Below are 19,681 nucleotides of genomic sequence, written 5' to 3'. Positions count from 1 at the left end.
GATTCAGATATCAGTCTGCCATTTGTGGGTGCTGTTTCAGGCAGTCAATCAGTGCCCGCATCTCCGCATCGGTCCCGATGCTGATCCGCAGGTGGTTCTCGATGCCCGGTTTGGTGAAGTGACGCACCAGAATCTTGTTCTCGCGCAGGTATGCCATCAGCTCAGCTCCGGTCAGATTGGCGTGAGCGGCAAAGACGAAGTTGGTGTGTGAGGGCAGGACCTCAAACCCAAGACGGTTGAGTGCCTCCGTGGTCCACTGGCGTGTTGCAATGACACGCTCGATACAGTCGTTGAAATAAGCCTCGTCTTCCAGTGATGCAATTGCTGCGGCTTCTGCCAGCATATCGAGCGGGTAGGAGTTGAAGCTGTTCTTGACGCGCTCCAGGGCTTCGATCAGGTCCTTGTGTCCGAACGCGCAGCCGATGCGCAGGCCGGCCAGTGAGCGTGACTTGGAAAAGGTTTGCGTGACCAGCAGGTTGGGGTATTCGTTGACCAGAGCCGTTGCACTCTCGGCGCCAAAGTCCACATAGGCCTCATCAACCACGACGACGGAGTCGGGCGTGCTCTCGAGCAGACTGCGAATATCGTCCAGTGGAACGCTGATGCCTGTGGGTGCGTTGGGGTTGGCAAAAATAATGCCGCCGTTCGGTTGGCGGTACTGGCTCAGATCGATACGGAAGTCATCAGTCAGAGGTACGTGCCTGGCCTGAATCCCGTACAGGTCGATGTAGACGTTGTAGAAGCTGTAGGTTGTCTCCGGCAGCAGCAGCGGCTTGTCCTGGCGCAGCAGTGCCATGAACGTCAGTGCCAGCACTTCATCAGAACCGTTACCGACGAAAATCTGATCACATTCCAGGCCGGTATTGCGTGCCAGTGCCTGCTTCAGTTGTGCTGATTCAGGGTCGGGATAGAGTCGCAGGCGGTCGGTCTCAAAATCACGCAGAGCCCTCGCAACTCCCGGTGCAGGAGGGTATGGGTTCTCATTCGTATTCAGCTTGATTAAGCCCTCAACCTGAGGTTGTTCACCCGGTGTGTAGGGGACCAGTGACTGAATCGAAGGGCTCCAGTATTTGCTCATGTACTACGCTGCCTTTTGATCAACTCAAAAAGCATATTCTAACAGAGCCGTCCTGTGCGCTGAAGCCAGCCTCTCGGACTAGTTTTTGTGGTTGCCTGCGCGCAGATATTCCGGAGGGCGGATTTCGGAGGTCCGATCCAGAGCGCCAATGTCCAGCATGGGCGCGGCGTCCAGGTGGTGCGCACCCAGAATGTGGGATACATGCTCCAGTGCCGCCACAATCATGGACTGTTCCCAGTCCGGCATATCTTCAAACTGACGAATGAATGTGTCCTGCAAGGTGGCCGGTGCTGATTTCAGCAGCTCCAGTCCTTTCTCGGTCGGGCATGCCAGAACTTTACGCTTGTCGGTACTGCTGCGCTCACGTCGCACCAGAGCCTTGCGCTCAAGGCGGTCAAGAATACTGGTGACGGTGGCCTGCGCAAGGTTCATCTCCTTCGCCAGCATACCGATGGTCAGGGGGCCGTTGACCCTGAGTGTTTGCATGGTCATCAACTGGGGCATGGTGAGGCCCGTCATGCGGCTCAGGTGTTTGTCGTGCAGGTCGGTGGCACGAATGATCTGGCGCAGCAGCACCAGGGCGTCCTGACTTTTTTCCATAGCGCTGTATGTGTTTCCCGAAGCAGGTTGGATGTCAGCGCGCTTTTTAGCCTGATTTCCTATGTATTGCAAAACTTGATTGTCACCTCTGCTTAAAAGATTTGTAACGCTAAACAATGATTCTAGCCCTTGAGACGGCCCTGTCTGGCTGCTGTAGCGCTAAATTGGGCGCTAGAGTCTTACGTGTTGCGATTGCTTCCGTGCTTGAAAAGTTATTATGGATATGTTTTATACTAAAAACCATAGCAAGGCTAAATATATCAAACACTATGGAATCTGACATTATCAAGTTGAGAAAACCCAAGGCCACAGACGGCTTTGCCCTTCATAAGCTGGTTGAGCGGTGCGCTCCACTGGACCCCAACTCCATTTACTGCAACTTGCTTCACTGCAGTCACTTTGCCGACACCGCGGTAGCCGCTGAAGATGAAAACGGCGAGCTCGTTGGCTTTATCTCCGGCTATTGTCCTCCGGCGCGTCCTGACACGCTGTTCGTGTGGCAGGTGGCGGTAGATTCGCGCTGTCGCGGCAAGAAGCTGGGGCAAAAGATGTTGCTTGAACTGGCGGAGCGTCTGGCTCCTCAGGGTGTTCAGTACATCGAAACAACCATTACGCCGGACAACGTCGCATCGGAGAAGTTGTTTGCCCGTGTATTCGCGGCGTTGTCGGCACCGGTAGAACGTTCGGTGCTGTTTTCGCGAGAAGAACACTTTGCCGGTCTGCATGACGACGAAATTTTGTATCGCGCAGGCCCTTTCAAGCTCAGTAAACAGAATTCGTAAGCAGGAGAGATCGATGAGTATTTTCCAGAAAACTGAATCAGAAGTGCGTACATACAGCCGCTCGTTCCCGGTAACCTTCAACAAGGCCAAGGGCGCTGTGCTGACCACCGATGACGGCAAGGAATATGTCGACTTCCTGGCAGGTGCCGGTACGCTGAACTACGGCCACAACAATGACGTGCTCAAGCAGGCTCTGATCGACTACATCAGCGAAGATGGTGTGACTCACGGCCTGGACATGCAGACCACGGCGAAAGCCAACTTTCTGCAGACCTTCCGTGACCTGATTCTTGAGCCGCGTGGCATGGGTGACTTCAAGGTGATGTTCACTGGCCCGACCGGTACCAACTGTGTAGAGGCCGCGCTGAAACTGGCGCGTAAGGTAAAAGGACGCAGCAACATCATCTCCTTTACCAACGGCTTCCACGGTGTGACAGGCGGTGCTCTGGCTGCAACCGGTAACCAGCACCACCGCGGTGGCATGGGTACCTCCATGCCGGATGTAACCCGCATGCCGTTCGACGGTTACCTGGGTGAAGGTGTTGATACCACCGAGTATCTGGATCAGGTACTGAGCGACCCGAGCAGCGGTGTTGATCACCCGGCAGCCGTGATCGTTGAAACGATCCAGGGTGAGGGTGGCTTGAATGCGGCTTCTTTCGAGTGGCTGCGTAACCTGGAGAAGGTATGCCGTCGTCATGACATGCTGTTGATCGTCGATGACATCCAGTCCGGTTGTGGTCGTTCAGGTCGCTTCTTCAGCTTTGAAGAAGCCGGTATCAAGCCGGATATCGTAACCCTGTCCAAGTCTCTGAGTGGTTACGGTCTTCCGTTCGCGGTGACCATCTTCCGTCCGGAACTGGATCAGTGGAGCCCGGGTGAGCATAACGGTACGTTCCGTGGTAACAACCACGCTTTCGTGACGGCCGCTACCGCGTTCAAGACATTCTGGTCTGACGATCAGTTTGAGAAGGAAGTCCGTCGCAAGGCTGAAAAACTGCGTAACGGCCTCAAGGCAATCATTCGCAGCCACGGTGCCAAAACACTTGTACTGAAAGGTCGCGGCCTGATGAGCGGTATCGAGTGTCCGGATGGTGATCTGGCAGGCGATGTCATCAAGAGTGCCTTTGAGCAGGGTCTGGTCATTGAAACCAGTGGTGCTCACGATCAGGTAGTCAAATGCCTGGTACCGCTGGTCATCACTGACGAGCAGATCGAGTTTGGTCTGAAGGTACTGGACAAGGCCTTTACGGCGGCGCTGGAAAAGCGTGAGCGCAAGGCATCCTGAGGGGTGCCTTGAGCCGGACCTTTAACCTGAACAGAATCAACAAGAGAAGTAGTCATGATCGTTAGAACTCTGGAAGAGTGTGAAAAGTCAGAACGTCGTATTGTGTCCGAGAACTGGGAAAGCACTCGGATGCTGCTGAAAGACGACAACATGGGATATTCCTTCCATATCACGACGATTTACGAAGGAACCGAAACCCATATCTGGTACCAGAACCACCTTGAGTCCGTTTACTGCATCAGCGGCGAAGGTGAGATTGAGACGCTTGCTGACGGCAAGATCTACCCGATCAAGCCAGGCACGCTGTATAATCTGAACGAACATGATGAGCATCTGCTGCGTGCCAGCAAAGAGCTGAAACTGGCGTGTGTGTTCAACCCGCCGCTGAACGGCAAGGAAGTACACGACGAAAATGGTGTCTACCCGCTGGAAGCCGATACGGTTGAAGCCTGATACCAGCCAGTCGCTCTCCAACATGCCGGCTATATGCCGGCATGTTTTTAAAACAAGGGGCAAACCCCGATCTGGCACCACAAAAGAGAGAAGCCAACAGGACTAAACATGCATACTGTAGAGAAGATTGGCGGCACTTCGATGAGTCGCTTCAGCGAACTGATGGATACGATTCTCATTGGTGATCGCACAGAAGAAGACCTGTACAACCGCATCTTCGTAGTTTCCGCTTACGGCGGTATCACCAATCTGCTTCTGGAACACAAGAAAACCGGTGAACCCGGTGTGTACGCGCGTTTTGCCAATGCGGAAAACGAAAGCGCCTGGGGTGAAGCGCTGGACGATGTGCGCACCCGGATGCTTGAAATCAACCATGAGCTGTTTGGTGATACTGCAGAGCGGGAGTCGGCTGACGCTTTTATTACTCAGCGCATTGCTGATGTGGAAGCGATCATGTCCAACCTCCAGGAGTTGTGCTCCTATGGTCACTTCCAGCTGGACGACCACCTGATGAAGGTGCGTGAAATGCTGGCGGCCATCGGTGAAGCCCACAGTGCCAACAACAGCGTGATCGCGCTCCGCAAGGCGGGTGTGAATGCTCGTCTGCTGGACCTGTCCGGTTGGGACCAGGAAGAGCCGCTGCCGTTTGAAGAGATGATCGAGCAGAGCTTTGCTGATGTGGATGTCAGCAAGGAAATGCCGATTGTCACTGGCTATACCCACTGTAAAGAAGGCCTGATGAAGACCTTTGACCGTGGGTACAGTGAAATGACTTTCAGTAAAATTGCCACCAAGACCGGTGCTGCTGAGGCGATCATCCATAAGGAGTTCCACCTGAGCACGGCAGATCCGGGTATCGTCGGTCTGGAAAAGGTTGTCACCATCGGTCGTACCAACTATGACGTGGCGGACCAGCTGTCCAACCTGGGGATGGAGGCCATCCACCCGAAAGCGGCGAAGGGCCTGCGTCAGCAGCAGATTGAGCTGCGTATCAAGAACGCGTTTGAGCCGGACCATGCGGGTACTGTTATCAGCACCGATTACTGCAGCGAGACACCTTGCGTTGAAATCATCGCCGGTCGCCCGAACCTGTTCGCACTGGAAATCTTTGACCAGGAGATGCTGGGTGAGGCGCGTTACGATATCGAGTTGCCGCGTCTGCTGAATGAGCTGCGCCTGTATGTGGTGAACCGCGACTCCGACGCCAACAGCATCACTTACTTTGTGGCGGGAACGCGCAAGATGGTGACCCGTGCCGTGCGTCTGATTGGTGAAAAGTTTGCCAGTGCCGAAGTCGAACTGCACAAAGTGGCCATCGTGTCGGCCATCGGCTCCAATCTGAAGGTGCCGGGTATTCTGGCCCGTACGGTGTCGGCACTGGCCGATTCCGGCATCAGTGTTCAGGCGCTGCATCAATCCATGCGTCAGGTTGAAATGCAGTGTATAGTCAATCAGGACGACTACGAGTCTGCTGTCCGGGCGTTGCACCATGCCCTGATCGAGCAGGAAGATCATGGAGATGTAATATGCGCTGCCTAGCGAAGGTGGTGATGCTGACGCTGTTGGCCCTGCCAGCAGCCCTGTATGCACAGGAGGCCCCCGACTCGGGGGCCGAGTCCGTTATGGAGGCACAAAAAGTGCCGGTGGAAATAACGGAACAGGATGTACGTGAACGTATCGAAACATTGGATGAGCCGCTCTATAACCCCTTTATTGAGCGTTACCTCGTTGACGAAGTGAAGGCCTTGCGGTCTGAAATCGAGCGTCAACGGGTGGAAATGATCCGCGAGATTACGGACCGGGAGCTGAAAGTTGCCAACAGCTCCATTTCCTACGCCACCGATACGGTGACCTATTTCTTTTATCTGATCGCGGCCGCTTCCTCAATCCTCTTGATCGTAGGCTGGAGCTCCATCCGCGAAATCCGCGACCGTGTGCAAACCATTGCCGATGAGAAGGTGGGCCGACTGGTCGAGGAATATGAAGAACGTCTGGAGCGCGTAGAGAAGGAGCTGCTGCGCAAGTCCCGCATCATTCAGGAAAACCAGCATGAGCTGGAAGTGACCAATGCCGTGCAGTCACTCTGGGTCAAGGCCACTCAGGAAACCTCCTGGGAGCAGAAAATCCGCCTGTATGACCGTATTCTGGAGCTGCGCCCCGACAATGCGGAAGCCTTGACCTACAAGGCCGATGCGGCACTGGAGCTGAATCAGCACCAGTGGGCCATCTCGCTGTGTAACCGTGCCCTGACGCTGGATCCGGACAGTGGTCATGCCTACTTTCAGCTGGCTTGCGCCTATGCGGATCTGGGGGCCAGCCGCATTGCGCTGGATTACCTGAAGAAGGCGGTCACAATTTCGGATGAATACCGTGAGCAGGCGCGTCAGGAGCAGCGCTTGCTGTCGCTGTCTCAGGAACCGGACTTCATGTCTGTTCTGACACAGCAGGAAGGGGATGAAGCCGGTAAAGAGTCTTGAACCCTTACCGGCAAGCCTGAACCTGCGCGGCTTCAGTAGTCGCGCAGGTGATCCAGATCGTCGTAGACATTGCCGATCTGGCGCATCAAGCGGCGGTCTTCCATCAAATCTTCAATCTGACGGCGTCGCTTGCTGTTGTATTTGACTCGACTGCGGCTCACTTCCTCTTCGTCTGTCAGCTGATCAGTCCAATCATCCAGTTCGTCATCGTTGACGTGATCGACACGGATTTTAGTGCCCATCGTATTGCTCTCACACAGGTTGATATAAACGGCAACAGGTGCGCTGTTCCGGCGGTCGGCTAACACAGCCGCTTTCAGGCGGAATATAGTTGAGCCGCTGCCCAGTCACAAAATTGAAAATTGCTATTATGGAAATAGTTTTTCGAGGGTAAGAGCAATGGATCCCCGCACCAGAGGCGCGGGGGGGATTGGATCAATTCTCGAAGACGAAAGTGCCGGGAGCCGGGCCCATCACTGGATAGCCGGCATCGGCATTGCCAAGGGATGGCGGGGTGGTTGAGCCGGAAGAGTGGGATTTCAGCCAGTCGGACCAGGGCTCCCACCAGGAGCCGTCTTTGCTCTCATGGCGCAGCGGCCAGTCATCGGCAGGGATGTGCTTGTCCTCGGCGGTTTGTACGCCCATCTGGTAAGACCGGCGTGGATGGCCGGGTTCGCTCACAATGCCGGCGTTATGGCCGCCACTGGTCAGTACAAAGGTCACTTCCGTGTTCATCAGGTCATTGATCTTGTACACGGAGCGCCAGGGCGCGACGTGGTCTTTCTGGGTTGCAACACAGAAGACGGGTACACGTATGTCGCGCAGGGATACGGGACGGTCTCCCACGCGAAAGCGCCCGCTGGCCAGATCATTGTGCAGGAACAGCTTGCGCAGGTATTCGGAGTGCATTTTGTAGGGCATCCGGGTCGAGTCAGCGTTCCATGCCATAAGGTCATTCATGCGCGGCGTTTCGCCCAGCAGGTACTCACTGATAATACGGGACCAGATCAGGTCGTAGGAGCGCAGCAGGGTAAAGGCGCCTGCCATCTGCTGTGTATCCAGATAGCCCTTGTCCCACATGATATCTTCCATGTAACTCAGCTGGCTTTCATCGATAAACAGCATCAGCTCGCCGGCCTCGGTGAAGTCGGTCTGTGCCGTGAACAGCGTGAGGGATTTCAGGCGGTCGTCGTTATCCCGTGCCATGGCAGACGCCGCAATACTGGCCAGGGTGCCGCCCAGACAGTAACCAACCAGGTGTACCTTCTGTTCGGGAACGATGTGGTTGATCGCTTGCAGGGCGTCCATTACGCCGCGGCGCAGATAGTCGCTCATGCCCATGTCCCGGTCACGTGCCGTCGGATTGTGCCAGGAGATCATGAACACGGTGTGGCCCTTGTCGACCAGATACTTCACCATCGAATTATGCTCAGACAGATCCAGAATGTAGTACTTCATGATCCATGCCGGCGTAATCAGAATGGGCTCGGCCGAAACCTTGTCAGTGGTCGGGCTGTATTGAATCAGCTCAATCAGCCGGTTGCGGAACACGACCTTGCCGGGTGTGCAGGCTAGGTTCTCACCGACGCGAAATTCACTGGTCTGAGTGTCCGCATCCCCAAGCAGGTTGTGCTGTATATCTTCCAGCAGGTTCTGCATGCCCTGAAACAGGCTTTGGCCACCAGTGTTCATGGCCTTTTCAATGACCAGCGGATTGGTTGCCGGATAATTGGTCGGTGATAAAACGTCCAGCCACTGGCGGGCTGCAAATGACACCACGTTCTCGTGATGGTCGGCGACCCCGGGAATACCGGTGGTGGCGTAGTGCCACCACTGCTCCTGCAGCAGGAAGCCCTGTGCCATCACGTTGTAGGGAAAGCGCTGCCAGGCGGCATCTGAAAAGCGGCGGTCACCGGGCAGGGGGGTAATGAAAGGCTTGAGTTCGGGATCAAAGGCGGCTCGCATTGACCAGAGGCCGAACGCGCTATACTTGCGCAGAAAGTTCTCCCGCATTTCACTCAGCTTGCCGGGGGAGTGCGCGGTGTGGATCAGCCAGTCCATGAAGGCCAGTGTCAGGGAGGCAGGGGAAAGTCCCTGGGTGTAGCGTCCCTCAACGGCATGGATGACACGGTCGATACTGTTCTTGATATCGGGCAGGGGCATGCGGGTCATCAGTCACTCCTTTCGCTGGTGCGGACCTGTAATCGCGATCGCTGACAGGGCAGCGCTACGGCGAAAGTCCAATTGTCAAAGGGCAGGTTTTTGCGCTTTTGCTGCAGGTGCGAAAAATATAGAATAGACGTTATACGATTACACCCTGATGAAATATGGCCGGACTGGCAAGGGGCTCATTGAGTGTCAACGAAATACCTTAAACGCTTCTTCAAACCCAAATCGATCGCAGTGTTTGGCGCTTCAGAGCGTCAGGATAGCATGGGCGGCATTGTCCTGCGCAATCTGCTGGAGAGTGGATATGCCGGCGAGCTGATGGCCATCAATTCTCAGGGCTATGCAGAGGTCAATGGGGTGCCCTGTTTCAGCGCGGTGGGTGAACTGCCTGAAATGCCGGACCTGGCCATCATCTGCTCGCCGCCCGAGAGTGTGCCCGGCATTATCCGCAAGCTGGGAGCCAACATGGTCAAGGCGGCCATGATTCTGACGGGGGGACTGAACCCGGACACCAGTAATGGCTCGCTTCGGGAGGCCGTCAAGGAAGCGGCGCGGCCCTATGGCATTCGTATTCTCGGCCCTGACTGTATGGGGCTGCTGGTGCCCGGTTCCAACATGAACGCCAGCTTTTCCCATGTGAATATTCGCAAGGGCAAAGTGGCCTATGTAGGCCAGTCCGGTCTGCTGGGCACGGCCATGATCGACTGGGCCAGCGGTCAGGAGATCGGTTTTTCTCATTTTATGACGTTGGGACAGGGGGCTGATGTCGATCTGCCTGCCTTGATTGACTACCTGGCCACCGACCCCGGCACACACGCGATCCTGCTGCAGATGGATCGCATCATCGGCTCGGCACGGGATTTTGTCTCGGCTGTCCGGGCCGCGTCTCGTAACAAGCTGGTGCTGGTACTGAAATCCAACATCATCGAGGATGGTCGGCTCTCGGTTGAGCTGGCGCCGGGCGTGGATGATGAAGACCGGGTGTACGATGCGGCGCTGCGACGGGCCGGTGCCGTGCGTGTGGAGACGTCGGATCAGCTGTTCAATGCACTGGAAACCCTGTCGCGCATGAAACCGATGCGGGGCGAGCGCCTGGCCATTGTCTGCAACGGCATGGGACCTAATGCGCTGGCCTATGACCGGCTGCTGCGCAAGCAGGGCAAGCTGACTGAAATCACGGAGGCCACACAAGAGGCTCTCCTGGGGTTGCTGCCCAAGGGCTGGAACGGGCGCAACCCGGTGGACCTTAACGCAGATGCAACCCCCGAGCGCTTTGCCGAGGCTGTCCGCCTGCTGACCAAGGACCCGAATGTGGATGCGGTGCTGACCATACATGCTCCTACCCGTATGGCGGGCAGTGTGGAGACGGCTGATGAGGTGATCAAGATCGCCCGCAAGACCCCCCGTAATGTGCTGACCTGCTGGATGGGGCGGTACTCGGCGATTGAAGCGCGCAACCACTGCAATGCGGCAGGCATTCCGACGTTCATGACACCGGAAGAGTCCGTCGATGCCTTCATGCAGATGGTGGAATACCACCGGAACCAGGCAGCCATGCGACAGACGCCGGCGCCGTTCCATCTGCATAACCTGCCGAACCGCAAACGTGCGCGGAACATGCTGCAGTCAGCGCGAGCGTCTGGCCGGGATTACCTGTTGCACTCTGAAGCCTGTGACCTGCTTGATCTGTACGAAATCCCGACACCCAATACCGGTTACGCCGATGATATCAACGGCGTAGTGGATATCGCGCGCCGGATGGGAGGCTCCGTTGCAGTGAAGGCGCTGCACAAGGATAACGTCTACCCCTTCTGTTACGACAGCACCTCGCATCAGCGCTGGCGCGATTTGGCGCTGGATCTGTTCTCCATCAGTGAAGTCCGTCATGCGACCACCAAGCTGGGGTACCGTGTCGGCGAACGCTATACACCGGAGGAAAGCTACGGTTTTGTCGTTCAGCAGATGAAACGCGGTTTTCAGTCCATGCAAATGAACGTGGGGATTACCCGCGATCCGGTATTTGGTCCGCTGATCCTCTTTGGTGTCGGAGGCTACACCATCGACGTGCTGGCCGATCGCAACATGATGCTGCCGCCCCTCAACTTTGCGCTGGCCCGGCAGCTGGTCAAACGGTCCCGTATCTACAATATCATTGCGGAAAACAGCTATCAGACCGAGCGTGACATCGACCATATCTGTGAGCTGCTGATCCGCTTGTCAGAGATGGTGATTGATCTGCCCGAGTTGAAGTGCCTTGAAATCAACCCGCTGCTGCTGAACAAGCGCGGGCTGCTGGCCGTGGATTGTGCCGTCTCTTTGGGTGAAGATGCGCGGCTGTCCATCTCGCCCTACCCGGAGCACCTGACCGAACAGGTTGTCCTGAAACGCTCCGGTCGGCATGCCACCTTGAGAGCGATTCGTGGTGAAGATGAGCCGGCGCACCTGGAGTTTTTCAACTCACTGAGCCCAGAATCGATCCGGTTGAGGTATTTCTACAGCCGTGGCGTGCCCACCCATGCTGAACTGGCCAACTGGACGCAGATCGATTACGACCGTGAGATGGCCTTTATTGTTTCAGCGCCGAAACTCAGTGGTGCAGGCTTTGAAACCCTCGGGGTAGTGCGTGCGGTGACGGATGCTGATAATGTACGCAGCGAGTTTTCAATCGTGGTGCGCGATGACATGCAGGGCGAAGGGCTCGGTGTCATGCTGATGCAGAAGACCATCGATTACTGCCGTGCACGCGGCACACTGCAGCTTGTAGGGTCAACCATGCCCAGCAACAAGGGGATGCAGGGGTTGGCACGCAAGCTGGGATTCAAGATCAGCTACAACATGGAAGAAGATGTGGTGGATATGAAAATGATGCTGAATGAGCCTAGGGAAGACTGGCAGATCTACCGCCTGCAACACTGAATCGACTTTCCGGAAGGATGTGCCGCCGCTCCGGCGGCACGGATAATCATGACGACGTATGACTCTTCTTCAGCACTCAAGCTGTCGCTGCCGGTGCTGTTTGGATATATCCCGTTGGGCGCCGCTTTCGGCGTCATGTTTGCAGACCTTGGCTATCACTGGCTCTATGCAACCCTGATGGGGCTGGTGATCTACGCCGGTGCAGGGCAGTTTCTGGCCGTGGGCCTGCTGGCAAACCATGCCGGCCTGGTCGAGGTCTTTGTCGCGACCCTGCTGCTGAATGCGCGCCATATGGTCTATGGCCTGTCATTGCTGAGCACGCTCAAGCTGAAGGGCGGTCGGCGCTGGTATCTCATTTTTGCGCTGACCGACGAAACCTATTCACTGCTGACGATGCTGCAGATCAAATGCGAAGCGCTGCGCTCCCGGCTCCAGTTCAGGGTTGCCGCACTGAACCATGCATACTGGGTCACGGGTTGCACACTGGGCGCCTGGCTGGGAGGACAGATCGATTACTCCACAGCCGGAATCGAGTTTACCCTGCCGGCCCTGTTCATGGTGCTGACCATTGAACAGTATCGCTCTGTTCAACGTCCACAGGTGTTCGCACTGGCGGTTGCCATAGGGGTTATGGCGCTGCTGATCAGTCCGGACAACATGCTGATGCTGTCGATCGCAATGGCGGTGTCCCTGTTGCTGATGGCCCGAGGAGGTGTTGAGTGGAATCGACTGCGTATCTTTTGACGTTCATTGCGGTCGCGGCTGCGGCCACATTCCTGACGCGGCTGTTGCCCTTTGTGCTGCTGTATCGCTGGGCCGACCATCCGCTACTGAAGCACCTTGGACGTTATCTGCCTCCGGTACTGATGGTGCTGCTGCTCATGTATGCGCTCAAGGATGCGTTCGTCACCGGGGAGGCGTTGTTGCCGTCGCTGACGGCCTTGCTGCTCGTCACGCTGTTGCACCTGCTGTGGCGCAACCCGCTGATCAGCATCCTCTCGGGCACCGGGCTGTACATGTTTTTGACCCAGAGCGGGGTTATGGCCTGATCACACGCAAATCTGTCGACAACCTGTGACGTGCGATCAGTGCCGTGAATCGGCGCAGAAAAGCTGGTGCAGGGTGCGGATGATGGTAATGGCAGTATCGCCATTGAGCGAGTAGTAGATGGTCTGTGACTCGCGCCGGGTACGCACAAGGCCGTCGCGGCGCAGGACGGCCAAATGCTGAGACAGGGCGGACTGGCTCAGGTCCAGACAGCTGTTCAGCTCGGAAACGGAGAGCTCCTTGCCATCCAGGTAGCACAGGATCAGCAAACGACTGTCATTGCCCAACACGCGCATCAACTTGGCTGCAGCAGCAGCGTTTTCTTTCATTAGTGCCAGACTTTCACTGGGCAGTGCGGTGGGTGAGATCTGTGTGGCCATGTCCGTAAGCTTCTACTCCGATCTTGTTATGGGGCGCAAGTTTATCGTAATCGGACAGTCAATCCTATTTCTCTAATATACTGAGGTTTTATAAAAGTATAACCCTTTTTAAAAACGGGTATTCACGAGGGCACAACTTTAGTTGCAATAGCGACTAAAGTTGATTGTCGACAACTCGACTTGTTTAACGTCGCCCAGTACCTTTCGTGCCCAGCTGCGGGTTAGGGATATTACTTATATCTCATCCGCAGTGTTATCCCTCCGATTAGCACTACAAGGAAGCAACTATGGGCATTTATCGGCGTGAACACGGTGCCGAACACCCGTACTGGAAACTGGGACCTTTCAAGGTCCGCCTGCCTTTGATTCATCATCGCTGGGAATGGCCGGAAACCATTCAGGCGCTTATCATGTTCGTGGTCGGCATGGCCATGATCCCGTTGTTGGAAAAATACCTCGGACTGCCGTATGACGTGGCGCTTGCGTTTGTCGTGGTCTGCGGTTTTGGCTTTATGCTGCCCACCATTCTGGGGGTGCCCATGGTGCCGGGCTGGATTACGCCTGCCATCCCGGTGGTTGGCCTGTATCTGGGCAACTTTGAACCGGGCCCTGATGCCATTCGTGCACTCATTGGTCTGCAGTTAGTGGTCACGCTGATCTTTTTTGTGCTGGGGGTGACACGTCTGGGCAGTAAGCTGGTCGATCTGTTCCCGGCATCGATCAAGGGCGGCATCCTGATGGGCGCCGGCATTGCCGCAATTTCCGGCGAAATCGTGGAAGGGGGGCGCCTGGCGCAAACGCCGATCTCGCTGATCATAGGCGGTGCGGTGACCGGATATATTCTGTTCTCGCTCTCGTTTCGTGACTGGACCGAGCAACACCGCTGGGCGCGCATCATCGCAGGCTACGGCATGGTGCCCGGAGCAATCGTTGCGATGATAATCGGCTGGGTTGCCGGTGAGTATCCGGTGCCGGATGTTCAGTTTGGCCTGACGTCGCCGGCCTTTGACAAGATGCTGGATTACACCGTGTTTGGTGTCGGTCTGCCCAGTCTGGATATTCTCTGGATGGCGCTGCCGACGGCGATCATTGCCTACATCATCGCCTTTGGGGACATCATCGTGGGCAAGAGCCTGCTGGACCGGGTGGACCACCTGCGTCCGGACGAAAAGATTGAAGTCAACGTTGACCGTGTTCATCTGGTGACAGCGCTGCGCAACCTGATGCACTCGCTGCTGGCGCCTTATCCGGGGCTGGCGGGGCCGCTGTTTACGGGTGCCATGGCGACCATTGCCGAGCGCTATCGGTATGGCCGCAAGGCGATGGATACGATCTACAGTGGTGCCAGTATTTTCTGGATCGTGGGCTTCATTGCGCTGTTCATGCTCCCGCTGGTGACCGTATTCAAGCCCGTCCTGCCGATTGCTCTGTCGTTGACGCTTCTGATTACAGGTTACCTGTGTATCAGTGTGGGCGTTGAACAGATCGATAATGCGACTTCAATGGGCGTCGCCGGCACCATGGGGGTTGTGCTGTCCGTATACGGTGCGGCCTATGGACTGGCGGTGGGTATTCTGCTGTATCTGCTGTTTGAAAAGCGCTCCAGAAAGGCGCTGCAGGAACATGCAGGAGAAGCACCGGAAGAGCCGATTCACATAGAAGAGCGTGCTGAAGAGTACGGCAATCGCTAGCCTGCTTCGCGGGCAAAATCCGAGCGGCTTCGACGCCTTGAGCGGGGCCGCTCTCTACCGGTACGAACGCAGTTACGGCCCTGTTCCTTGGCCAGATAAAGTGCCTTGTCGGCACGTTTGATCACCTGTTCCGGGGTTTCGCCCGGCTCATTTTCGCAGGCACCGATACTGATGGTTACATTGACGGTCTTGCGCGCCTCCTTGTTGTGGCGCTTCTGACGGCCAGCGGTATCATCCTTGGGACGGCCCTGATCCCTGATTGCAAGTGGATAGTTGGCCACACGCTCTCGAACCTGCTCCAGTGCCAGCAGGGCTTCTCCCTCCTGTTTGCCTCGAAACACAATGGTGAACTCTTCGCCCCCGTAACGAAACAGCCGCCCGCCGGCCTTAACACTGGATAGCTGCGTGGCGACCATGCGCAGGACCTGATCTCCCGTGTCGTGGCCATAGCGGTCGTTGAACTGCTTGAAATGGTCAATGTCCAGCATCGCAACGACATAGCGACGCCCCGGAGAGTGCAGCAGGTGTTCGAGTGCCCTGCGTCCGGGTACACCGGTGAGGGTGTCGAGAAACGCCATGCTGTAGCCGTGGTGAATCAATGTTCCCACCAGCATCAGTTGGGCCAGCAGGTGGTAGCTGTTGCCAATCAGTGGTGTGTCGGGTCTGGAAAGGCCGATCAGCATGGCGACTGTCAGTGCGATGGTGATGACCGTATCGACGGGCCGGTACTTCACAAAACCCAGGCACAGGAAAACCAACAGGGCGTTCCAGGCCAGAGCACCGTGACTGAGGGTGAAACCGGCAAAGGTATATTCAAGCAGGGACGGGGGCAGGGTGAAGAGCCACTCAGTCAGCATCAGGGGGGCATAATGCCAGAGCAGGAGCAGAGTCGCATAAGGCCCGAACAGCAGGATCAGGCGCCGGAGGCCATAGCGCGACAGCAGGTGACGCTCGGGCAACATCAAGAGCAGCAGTTGCAGCAGGGGCAGGCTGGCGCTGGCCAGCAGGAGGGCCGTATAACGGGCCGGGTTTTCGTCCGGCTGGGCGGCGAGTAGCTGTAATACGGATCCGACCAGCAGCAGGTGCAGACTGAGCCAGACGGCTCGGTAATGTTTCAGGCCCAGCCCCAGCAGCACTACCACGACGGCGAGCAATGCCGGCAGCGTACCGGCGAGCATTTTTTCAGCATCGCCAAGCGCCGTCAGCCAGGGCTCCAGCAGCAGCGGAACCGGCAGAATGAACAGGGGCAGAATGAGAAAAATGAACCTGAGCAGCACCCGGTCAAACACTCCAGACTATAAACCGATCATGAATCATACCATGGCTGCTGCCAGGACTCGCGCTTGATGTGCATCAGTTGCTCTCCCTTGTTTGGAGTCTATTCTGAAGGTGATGACAGGAGGGCAAAATATGAGTGGTTACAATCGTTTGTTAGTGCACCTTAAGCAGGACGAGCACCGCAGTGAGCTGCTCGTGAAGGTTCGGGGTCTGTTGCATCCCGAAGCCACCGTAGAGCTCTTCAGCCAGACATACTCGGCGTCATTGGAAGGTAGTAAGCTGTTTGATCCCGATGGCCGGCAGCACGCCATTCAGTCCGTATTGCGCAAGCTGGAAAAAGGCCTGCAATCCAATGCCGACAAACTGGAGCATCTGGGGGTAACGGCAGGTGCGGATGTGGCCTGGGAGCGAGACGAAGCGGAAGCGCTGGTCAGAAAGGCGCTCCGGTTTCATCCGGACCTGGTGATACACGCACCGGACACGCATCCGGACCTGTTGCACCGTTTAATGGGCGCACCGGACTGGCGGCTGTTGCGTCAGTGCCCTGCGCCATTGTTGTTGAGCAAGAAACATCAGTGGAACAGCCGGCCCATCGTGGCAGCCGCCATTGATCCCTTCCATCTGGATGACGAAACGGCCGAGCTGGACCAGAAAATACTGGCTCATGCGCAGGCAATGGCCAGCCAGCTGGATGGTGAGCTGCACGTGGTTCACGTGTTTCAGACCCTGCCCCATTCGGCCATTTTCGACGAGCACATGGTGATGGATTTCGAGGCGCTGCAGAAGAAGGTCAGACAGGAGCACCGTGATCGCATTGGCGAGTTGATCAAGCCCATGAACCTGAAGGTTGATGATCCCTGTGTTCACCTTCTGGAAGGGGAGTTGAGCAGCGTGATACCGGAATGGGTAGAGTGTACCAGTGTGGATGTACTGGTGATGGGTTCCCTTGCACGCGGTTTTGTGGACCGCATGCTATTGGGCAGCTCGGCGGAACGGCTGTTGGAGCGGGTGGACAGCGACCTGTTGATCATCAAACCGGACAGCTTTCACTGCCCGGTGTCGGAGTTCTAGTCAAAAAAGCGGGCCCAGACCGGGGCATGGTCAGACGGTTTCTCCATGCCCCGAATGTCATAGTCGATCCCGGCTTCGACACACTTCTCCAGCAAGGGTGGCGTCGCCATGATGGCGTCGATACGCAGGCCGCGCTTGGGGTCGTCATCAAAGCCCTTGCTGCGATAGTCAAACCAGCTGAACAGGCGCTCTTCATCCGGATGCAGATGTCTGAAGGTATCCGTCAGTCCCCAGTCGTACAGCTTTTGTAACCATTCCCGCTCTTCGGGCTGAAAACTGGTCTTGCCCGTGCGAAGCCAGCGCTTGCGGTTGGGCTCGCCGATACCGATGTCCTTGTCGGTGGGGGATATGTTCAGGTCGCCCATGACCGCCAGCGGCTGGTCCGGGCTGCAATGTGCCTCAAGGTGGGCCAGCAGGTCTGCATAAAAACGGCGCTTGGCCGGGAACTTGACGGGGTGCTCAATATTTTCACCCTGCGGAAAGTAGCCGTTCAGTACGCGCACCAGCGTGCCATCCTCAGCCGGAAAATCAGCCATGATCATGCGGCGCTGGGCCTCGGGCTCATCACCTTCAAAGCCATATTGAACGTTCACGGCCGGTACCCGGGAGAGCAGGCAGACTCCGTAGTGGGTTTTCTGGCCGTGAAATACCGCGTGGTATCCCAGTGCCTGAATCTGCTCCAGTGGGAACTGCTCATCAGCGACCTTGGTTTCCTGTATCCCGATAACGTCCGGTTGGTAAGCGTTGATGACGGCTTCCAGCTGATGCATGCGCGCACGAATACCGTTGGTGTTGAAAGAGATGAGCTTCATGTTGTTCCTGCCAGTTGTTACATCGAGCGCGCATCATAACAGAAATGTTCAGAGGCCTGCCCCGGCCTGATTGCCTGCTTTTATCAGCCGGGGCCACGAATTTAATTGGTCCAGCGCCATTCACGGTGGTTACAATGCAGATTGAAATGGTTTGGACTCAAGGAGGCACAGTGGCTGAATTTGATTATGACCTGTTTGTAATTGGCGCCGGTTCAGGCGGTGTTCGTGCAGGCCGCATGGCTGCGGCCGAAGGTGTGCGGGTCGCGGTGGCGGAAGACCGTTACCTGGGAGGGACCTGTGTCAACGTCGGCTGTGTGCCCAAGAAGCTGTACGTCTATGCCTCTCACTATGCGGAAGCATTTCATGAGGCAGCCGGCTTTGGCCTGGAAGCCAAGTTGGTTGACTTCAACTGGTCCGTGCTCAGAGATAACAAGACCCGCGAGATTCAGCGCCTGAACGGGATCTACACCGGTCTGCTGGAAAATGCCGGCTGTACCCTGATTCATGGCCGTGCCCGTGTGATCGGGCCCCATGAGGTGGCCGTGGGTGATCAGCGTTATACCGCCGAGCGGATACTGGTGGCGACAGGCGGATGGCCCTATATTCCCGATCTGCCCGGCAAGGAGCATGTAATCAGCTCCAACGAGGTGTTTGATCTGGAAACATTCCCCGAGGATGTGCTGGTCGTGGGCGGCGGTTACATCGCGGTTGAGTTTGCCGGTATCTTTGCCGGCCTGGGAGCCAAAACACACCTGATTTACCGGGGTGACCTGTTCCTGCGAGGGTTTGATCAGGAAATCCGTGAGTACACGGCTCAGGAAGTGGCCAAAAAAGGCGTGAACCTGGAATTCAATACCAATATCACAGCCATTCGCAAGCTGGACAACGGGCGTCTTGAAGCGGAGTTGACGGACGGCCGCAAGCTGGAGGCTGACCAGATACTCTATGCAACCGGTCGTGTTCCCAACATTCAGGGGTTAGGGCTGGAAGAGACCGGTGTCGCTACCCGAGATAATGGTGCGGTCATCGTGAACGAACAGTTTCAGACGTCCGTGCCTTCCATTTACGCCATTGGCGACGTGACTGACCGCGTGCAGCTGACCCCGGTGGCGCTGGCTGAAGGCATGGCGCTGGTGAAGCATCTTTACGCCGACGGCTCACCGGACGTGGACTACGATCTGATTCCGACGGCGGTGTTCTGTCAGCCCAACATTGGCACTGTCGGTCTCACCGAGGAAGATGTGCGGGCGCGCCATGGGGCCGTCAAGGTGTTCAAATCCGAGTTCAGGGCATTGAAACATACCCTCAGTGGCAGTGATGAACGTACCTTGATGAAAATGATCGTGGATGCAGAAACGGACCGTGTGCTGGGTATCCACATGGTAGGGCCTGACGCCGGTGAAATCATTCAGGGCATGGGCGTTGCTTTGAAAGCCGGTGCAACCAAGGCTGTTTTTGACAGCACTATCGGCATTCACCCCACGGCGGCAGAAGAGTTTGTCACCATGCGACAGCCTGTGCGATGACGCGGGCGGCAGAGTGTTAAAAGGGGCCCTTGGTGGCACTGCTGTCCCATAAATGGCAGCAAATGAGAAAGCCTGAATCCAAGTGAGTAAAATGAGAGTGCGACCAAACACTC

Annotated in this window: 18 protein-coding genes; 11 read left to right on the top strand and 7 right to left on the bottom strand. The window is 56.5% G+C overall.

Annotated elements, in window-relative coordinates:
• Nucleotides 1-10 precede the first annotated feature (10 nt).
• Both hisC and H9C73_RS11465 read right to left on the bottom strand, forming a co-directional pair.
• Complete coding sequence (gene hisC, locus H9C73_RS11470) at nucleotides 11-1,078, bottom strand: histidinol-phosphate transaminase (protein ID WP_209287965.1); 1,068 nt, start codon at nucleotides 1,076-1,078, stop codon at nucleotides 11-13.
• 78 nt (nucleotides 1,079-1,156) lie between these two features.
• Nucleotides 1,157-1,678 carry a MarR family winged helix-turn-helix transcriptional regulator gene (locus tag H9C73_RS11465; protein ID WP_209287964.1) on the bottom strand — a complete coding sequence of 174 codons (522 nt, stop codon included), beginning with the start codon at nucleotides 1,676-1,678 and terminating at the stop codon, nucleotides 1,157-1,159.
• A gap of 269 nt (nucleotides 1,679-1,947) precedes the next feature.
• Here H9C73_RS11465 and ectA point away from each other — a divergent pair, with 269 nt between their 5' ends.
• The 5 genes from ectA (at nucleotide 1,948) to H9C73_RS11440 (ending at nucleotide 6,678) form a co-directional block, all read left to right on the top strand.
• A complete protein-coding gene (gene ectA / locus H9C73_RS11460; protein WP_209287963.1) occupies nucleotides 1,948-2,460 on the top strand; it encodes a diaminobutyrate acetyltransferase in 513 nt (170 codons plus the stop codon).
• 13 nt (nucleotides 2,461-2,473) lie between these two features.
• On the top strand, nucleotides 2,474-3,748 hold the full coding sequence (gene ectB, locus H9C73_RS11455; protein WP_209287962.1) for a diaminobutyrate--2-oxoglutarate transaminase: 1,275 nt from the start codon (nucleotides 2,474-2,476) through the stop codon (nucleotides 3,746-3,748).
• A gap of 54 nt (nucleotides 3,749-3,802) precedes the next feature.
• On the top strand, nucleotides 3,803-4,201 hold the full coding sequence (locus tag H9C73_RS11450) for an ectoine synthase (protein ID WP_209287961.1): 399 nt from the start codon (nucleotides 3,803-3,805) through the stop codon (nucleotides 4,199-4,201).
• Between the two features lie 108 nt (nucleotides 4,202-4,309).
• The gene (locus H9C73_RS11445) at nucleotides 4,310-5,740 is read left to right on the top strand and encodes an aspartate kinase (RefSeq protein WP_209287960.1); all 1,431 of its coding nucleotides are present in this window, start codon (nucleotides 4,310-4,312) and stop codon (nucleotides 5,738-5,740) included.
• Nucleotides 5,728-6,678, top strand: a complete 951-nt coding sequence (locus tag H9C73_RS11440; RefSeq protein ID WP_209287959.1) for a TPR end-of-group domain-containing protein — start codon at nucleotides 5,728-5,730, stop codon at nucleotides 6,676-6,678. The genes H9C73_RS11445 and H9C73_RS11440 overlap by 13 nt, the downstream gene beginning before the upstream one ends.
• A 32-nt stretch (nucleotides 6,679-6,710) precedes the next feature.
• Here the strand turns inward: H9C73_RS11440 and H9C73_RS11435 are convergent, their stop codons facing one another.
• Both H9C73_RS11435 and H9C73_RS11430 read right to left on the bottom strand, forming a co-directional pair.
• Nucleotides 6,711-6,920 (bottom strand): PA3496 family putative envelope integrity protein, encoded by a 210-nt coding sequence (locus H9C73_RS11435; protein ID WP_209287958.1) that lies wholly within the window; start codon nucleotides 6,918-6,920, stop codon nucleotides 6,711-6,713.
• Between the two features lie 193 nt (nucleotides 6,921-7,113).
• Entirely contained in the window at nucleotides 7,114-8,850 is a 1,737-nt protein-coding gene (locus H9C73_RS11430) for a PHA/PHB synthase family protein (protein WP_209287957.1), read from the bottom strand.
• Between the two features lie 183 nt (nucleotides 8,851-9,033).
• On the opposite strand from H9C73_RS11430, the gene H9C73_RS11425 reads away from it, so the two are divergent.
• Genes H9C73_RS11425 through H9C73_RS11415 form a run of 3 tightly spaced genes read left to right on the top strand, consistent with a single transcriptional unit; the run spans nucleotide 9,034 to nucleotide 12,812 of the window.
• Complete coding sequence (locus H9C73_RS11425) at nucleotides 9,034-11,763, top strand: bifunctional acetate--CoA ligase family protein/GNAT family N-acetyltransferase (RefSeq protein ID WP_209287956.1); 2,730 nt, start codon at nucleotides 9,034-9,036, stop codon at nucleotides 11,761-11,763.
• 48 nt (nucleotides 11,764-11,811) lie between these two features.
• Entirely contained in the window at nucleotides 11,812-12,507 is a 696-nt protein-coding gene (locus H9C73_RS11420; RefSeq protein WP_236014243.1) for an AzlC family ABC transporter permease, read from the top strand.
• The gene (locus H9C73_RS11415) at nucleotides 12,483-12,812 is read left to right on the top strand and encodes an AzlD domain-containing protein (protein ID WP_209287955.1); all 330 of its coding nucleotides are present in this window, start codon (nucleotides 12,483-12,485) and stop codon (nucleotides 12,810-12,812) included. Before H9C73_RS11420 ends, H9C73_RS11415 begins: the two co-directional genes overlap by 25 nt.
• Before the next feature lie 36 nt (nucleotides 12,813-12,848).
• Here the strand turns inward: H9C73_RS11415 and H9C73_RS11410 are convergent, their stop codons facing one another.
• A complete protein-coding gene (locus H9C73_RS11410; RefSeq protein ID WP_236014242.1) occupies nucleotides 12,849-13,190 on the bottom strand; it encodes an ArsR/SmtB family transcription factor in 342 nt (113 codons plus the stop codon).
• A gap of 287 nt (nucleotides 13,191-13,477) precedes the next feature.
• Between H9C73_RS11410 and H9C73_RS11405 the strand changes: the two genes are divergently transcribed.
• Complete coding sequence (locus H9C73_RS11405) at nucleotides 13,478-14,881, top strand: xanthine/uracil/vitamin C permease (RefSeq protein WP_209287954.1); 1,404 nt, start codon at nucleotides 13,478-13,480, stop codon at nucleotides 14,879-14,881.
• Here H9C73_RS11405 and H9C73_RS11400 read toward each other — a convergent pair.
• Entirely contained in the window at nucleotides 14,878-16,158 is a 1,281-nt protein-coding gene (locus H9C73_RS11400; RefSeq protein WP_209287953.1) for a GGDEF domain-containing protein, read from the bottom strand. The genes H9C73_RS11405 and H9C73_RS11400 overlap by 4 nt on opposite strands.
• Nucleotides 16,159-16,291: 133 nt before the next feature.
• On the opposite strand from H9C73_RS11400, the gene H9C73_RS11395 reads away from it, so the two are divergent.
• On the top strand, nucleotides 16,292-17,230 hold the full coding sequence (locus H9C73_RS11395) for a universal stress protein (protein WP_209287952.1): 939 nt from the start codon (nucleotides 16,292-16,294) through the stop codon (nucleotides 17,228-17,230).
• Here H9C73_RS11395 and xthA read toward each other — a convergent pair.
• Nucleotides 17,227-18,042, bottom strand: a complete 816-nt coding sequence (gene xthA / locus H9C73_RS11390) for an exodeoxyribonuclease III (RefSeq protein ID WP_209287951.1) — start codon at nucleotides 18,040-18,042, stop codon at nucleotides 17,227-17,229. The genes H9C73_RS11395 and xthA overlap by 4 nt on opposite strands.
• Nucleotides 18,043-18,212: 170 nt before the next feature.
• Between xthA and gor the strand changes: the two genes are divergently transcribed.
• Nucleotides 18,213-19,568, top strand: a complete 1,356-nt coding sequence (gor, locus tag H9C73_RS11385; protein ID WP_209287950.1) for a glutathione-disulfide reductase — start codon at nucleotides 18,213-18,215, stop codon at nucleotides 19,566-19,568.
• The last annotated feature ends 113 nt before the right edge of the window (nucleotides 19,569-19,681 follow it).

Origin of the sequence: Marinobacterium alkalitolerans (assembly GCF_017776525.1) — a bacterium.
Taxonomy (GTDB): Bacteria; Pseudomonadota; Gammaproteobacteria; order Pseudomonadales; family Balneatricaceae; genus Marinobacterium; species Marinobacterium alkalitolerans.
Note: the sequence above shows the minus strand (reverse complement) of the source record. Positions and strands in the feature narration are given on the sequence as shown.

Excerpts from the sequence above, each read along its gene's own strand:
- H9C73_RS11410 (WP_236014242.1), bottom strand. The coding sequence starts at position 13,190 with ATGGCCACACAGATCTCACCCACCGCACTGCCCAGTGAAAGTCTGGCA.
- H9C73_RS11420 (WP_236014243.1), top strand. The coding sequence starts at position 11,812 with ATGACGACGTATGACTCTTCTTCAGCACTCAAGCTGTCGCTGCCGGTG.
- H9C73_RS11465 (WP_209287964.1), bottom strand. The coding sequence starts at position 1,678 with ATGGAAAAAAGTCAGGACGCCCTGGTGCTGCTGCGCCAGATCATTCGT.
- H9C73_RS11395 (WP_209287952.1), top strand. The coding sequence starts at position 16,292 with ATGAGTGGTTACAATCGTTTGTTAGTGCACCTTAAGCAGGACGAGCAC.
- hisC (WP_209287965.1), bottom strand. The coding sequence starts at position 1,078 with ATGAGCAAATACTGGAGCCCTTCGATTCAGTCACTGGTCCCCTACACA.
- H9C73_RS11440 (WP_209287959.1), top strand. The coding sequence starts at position 5,728 with ATGCGCTGCCTAGCGAAGGTGGTGATGCTGACGCTGTTGGCCCTGCCA.
- ectB (WP_209287962.1), top strand. The coding sequence starts at position 2,474 with ATGAGTATTTTCCAGAAAACTGAATCAGAAGTGCGTACATACAGCCGC.
- H9C73_RS11435 (WP_209287958.1), bottom strand. The coding sequence starts at position 6,920 with ATGGGCACTAAAATCCGTGTCGATCACGTCAACGATGACGAACTGGAT.
- H9C73_RS11445 (WP_209287960.1), top strand. The coding sequence starts at position 4,310 with ATGCATACTGTAGAGAAGATTGGCGGCACTTCGATGAGTCGCTTCAGC.
- xthA (WP_209287951.1), bottom strand. The coding sequence starts at position 18,042 with ATGAAGCTCATCTCTTTCAACACCAACGGTATTCGTGCGCGCATGCAT.
- ectA (WP_209287963.1), top strand. The coding sequence starts at position 1,948 with ATGGAATCTGACATTATCAAGTTGAGAAAACCCAAGGCCACAGACGGC.
- H9C73_RS11430 (WP_209287957.1), bottom strand. The coding sequence starts at position 8,850 with ATGACCCGCATGCCCCTGCCCGATATCAAGAACAGTATCGACCGTGTC.
- H9C73_RS11405 (WP_209287954.1), top strand. The coding sequence starts at position 13,478 with ATGGGCATTTATCGGCGTGAACACGGTGCCGAACACCCGTACTGGAAA.
- H9C73_RS11450 (WP_209287961.1), top strand. The coding sequence starts at position 3,803 with ATGATCGTTAGAACTCTGGAAGAGTGTGAAAAGTCAGAACGTCGTATT.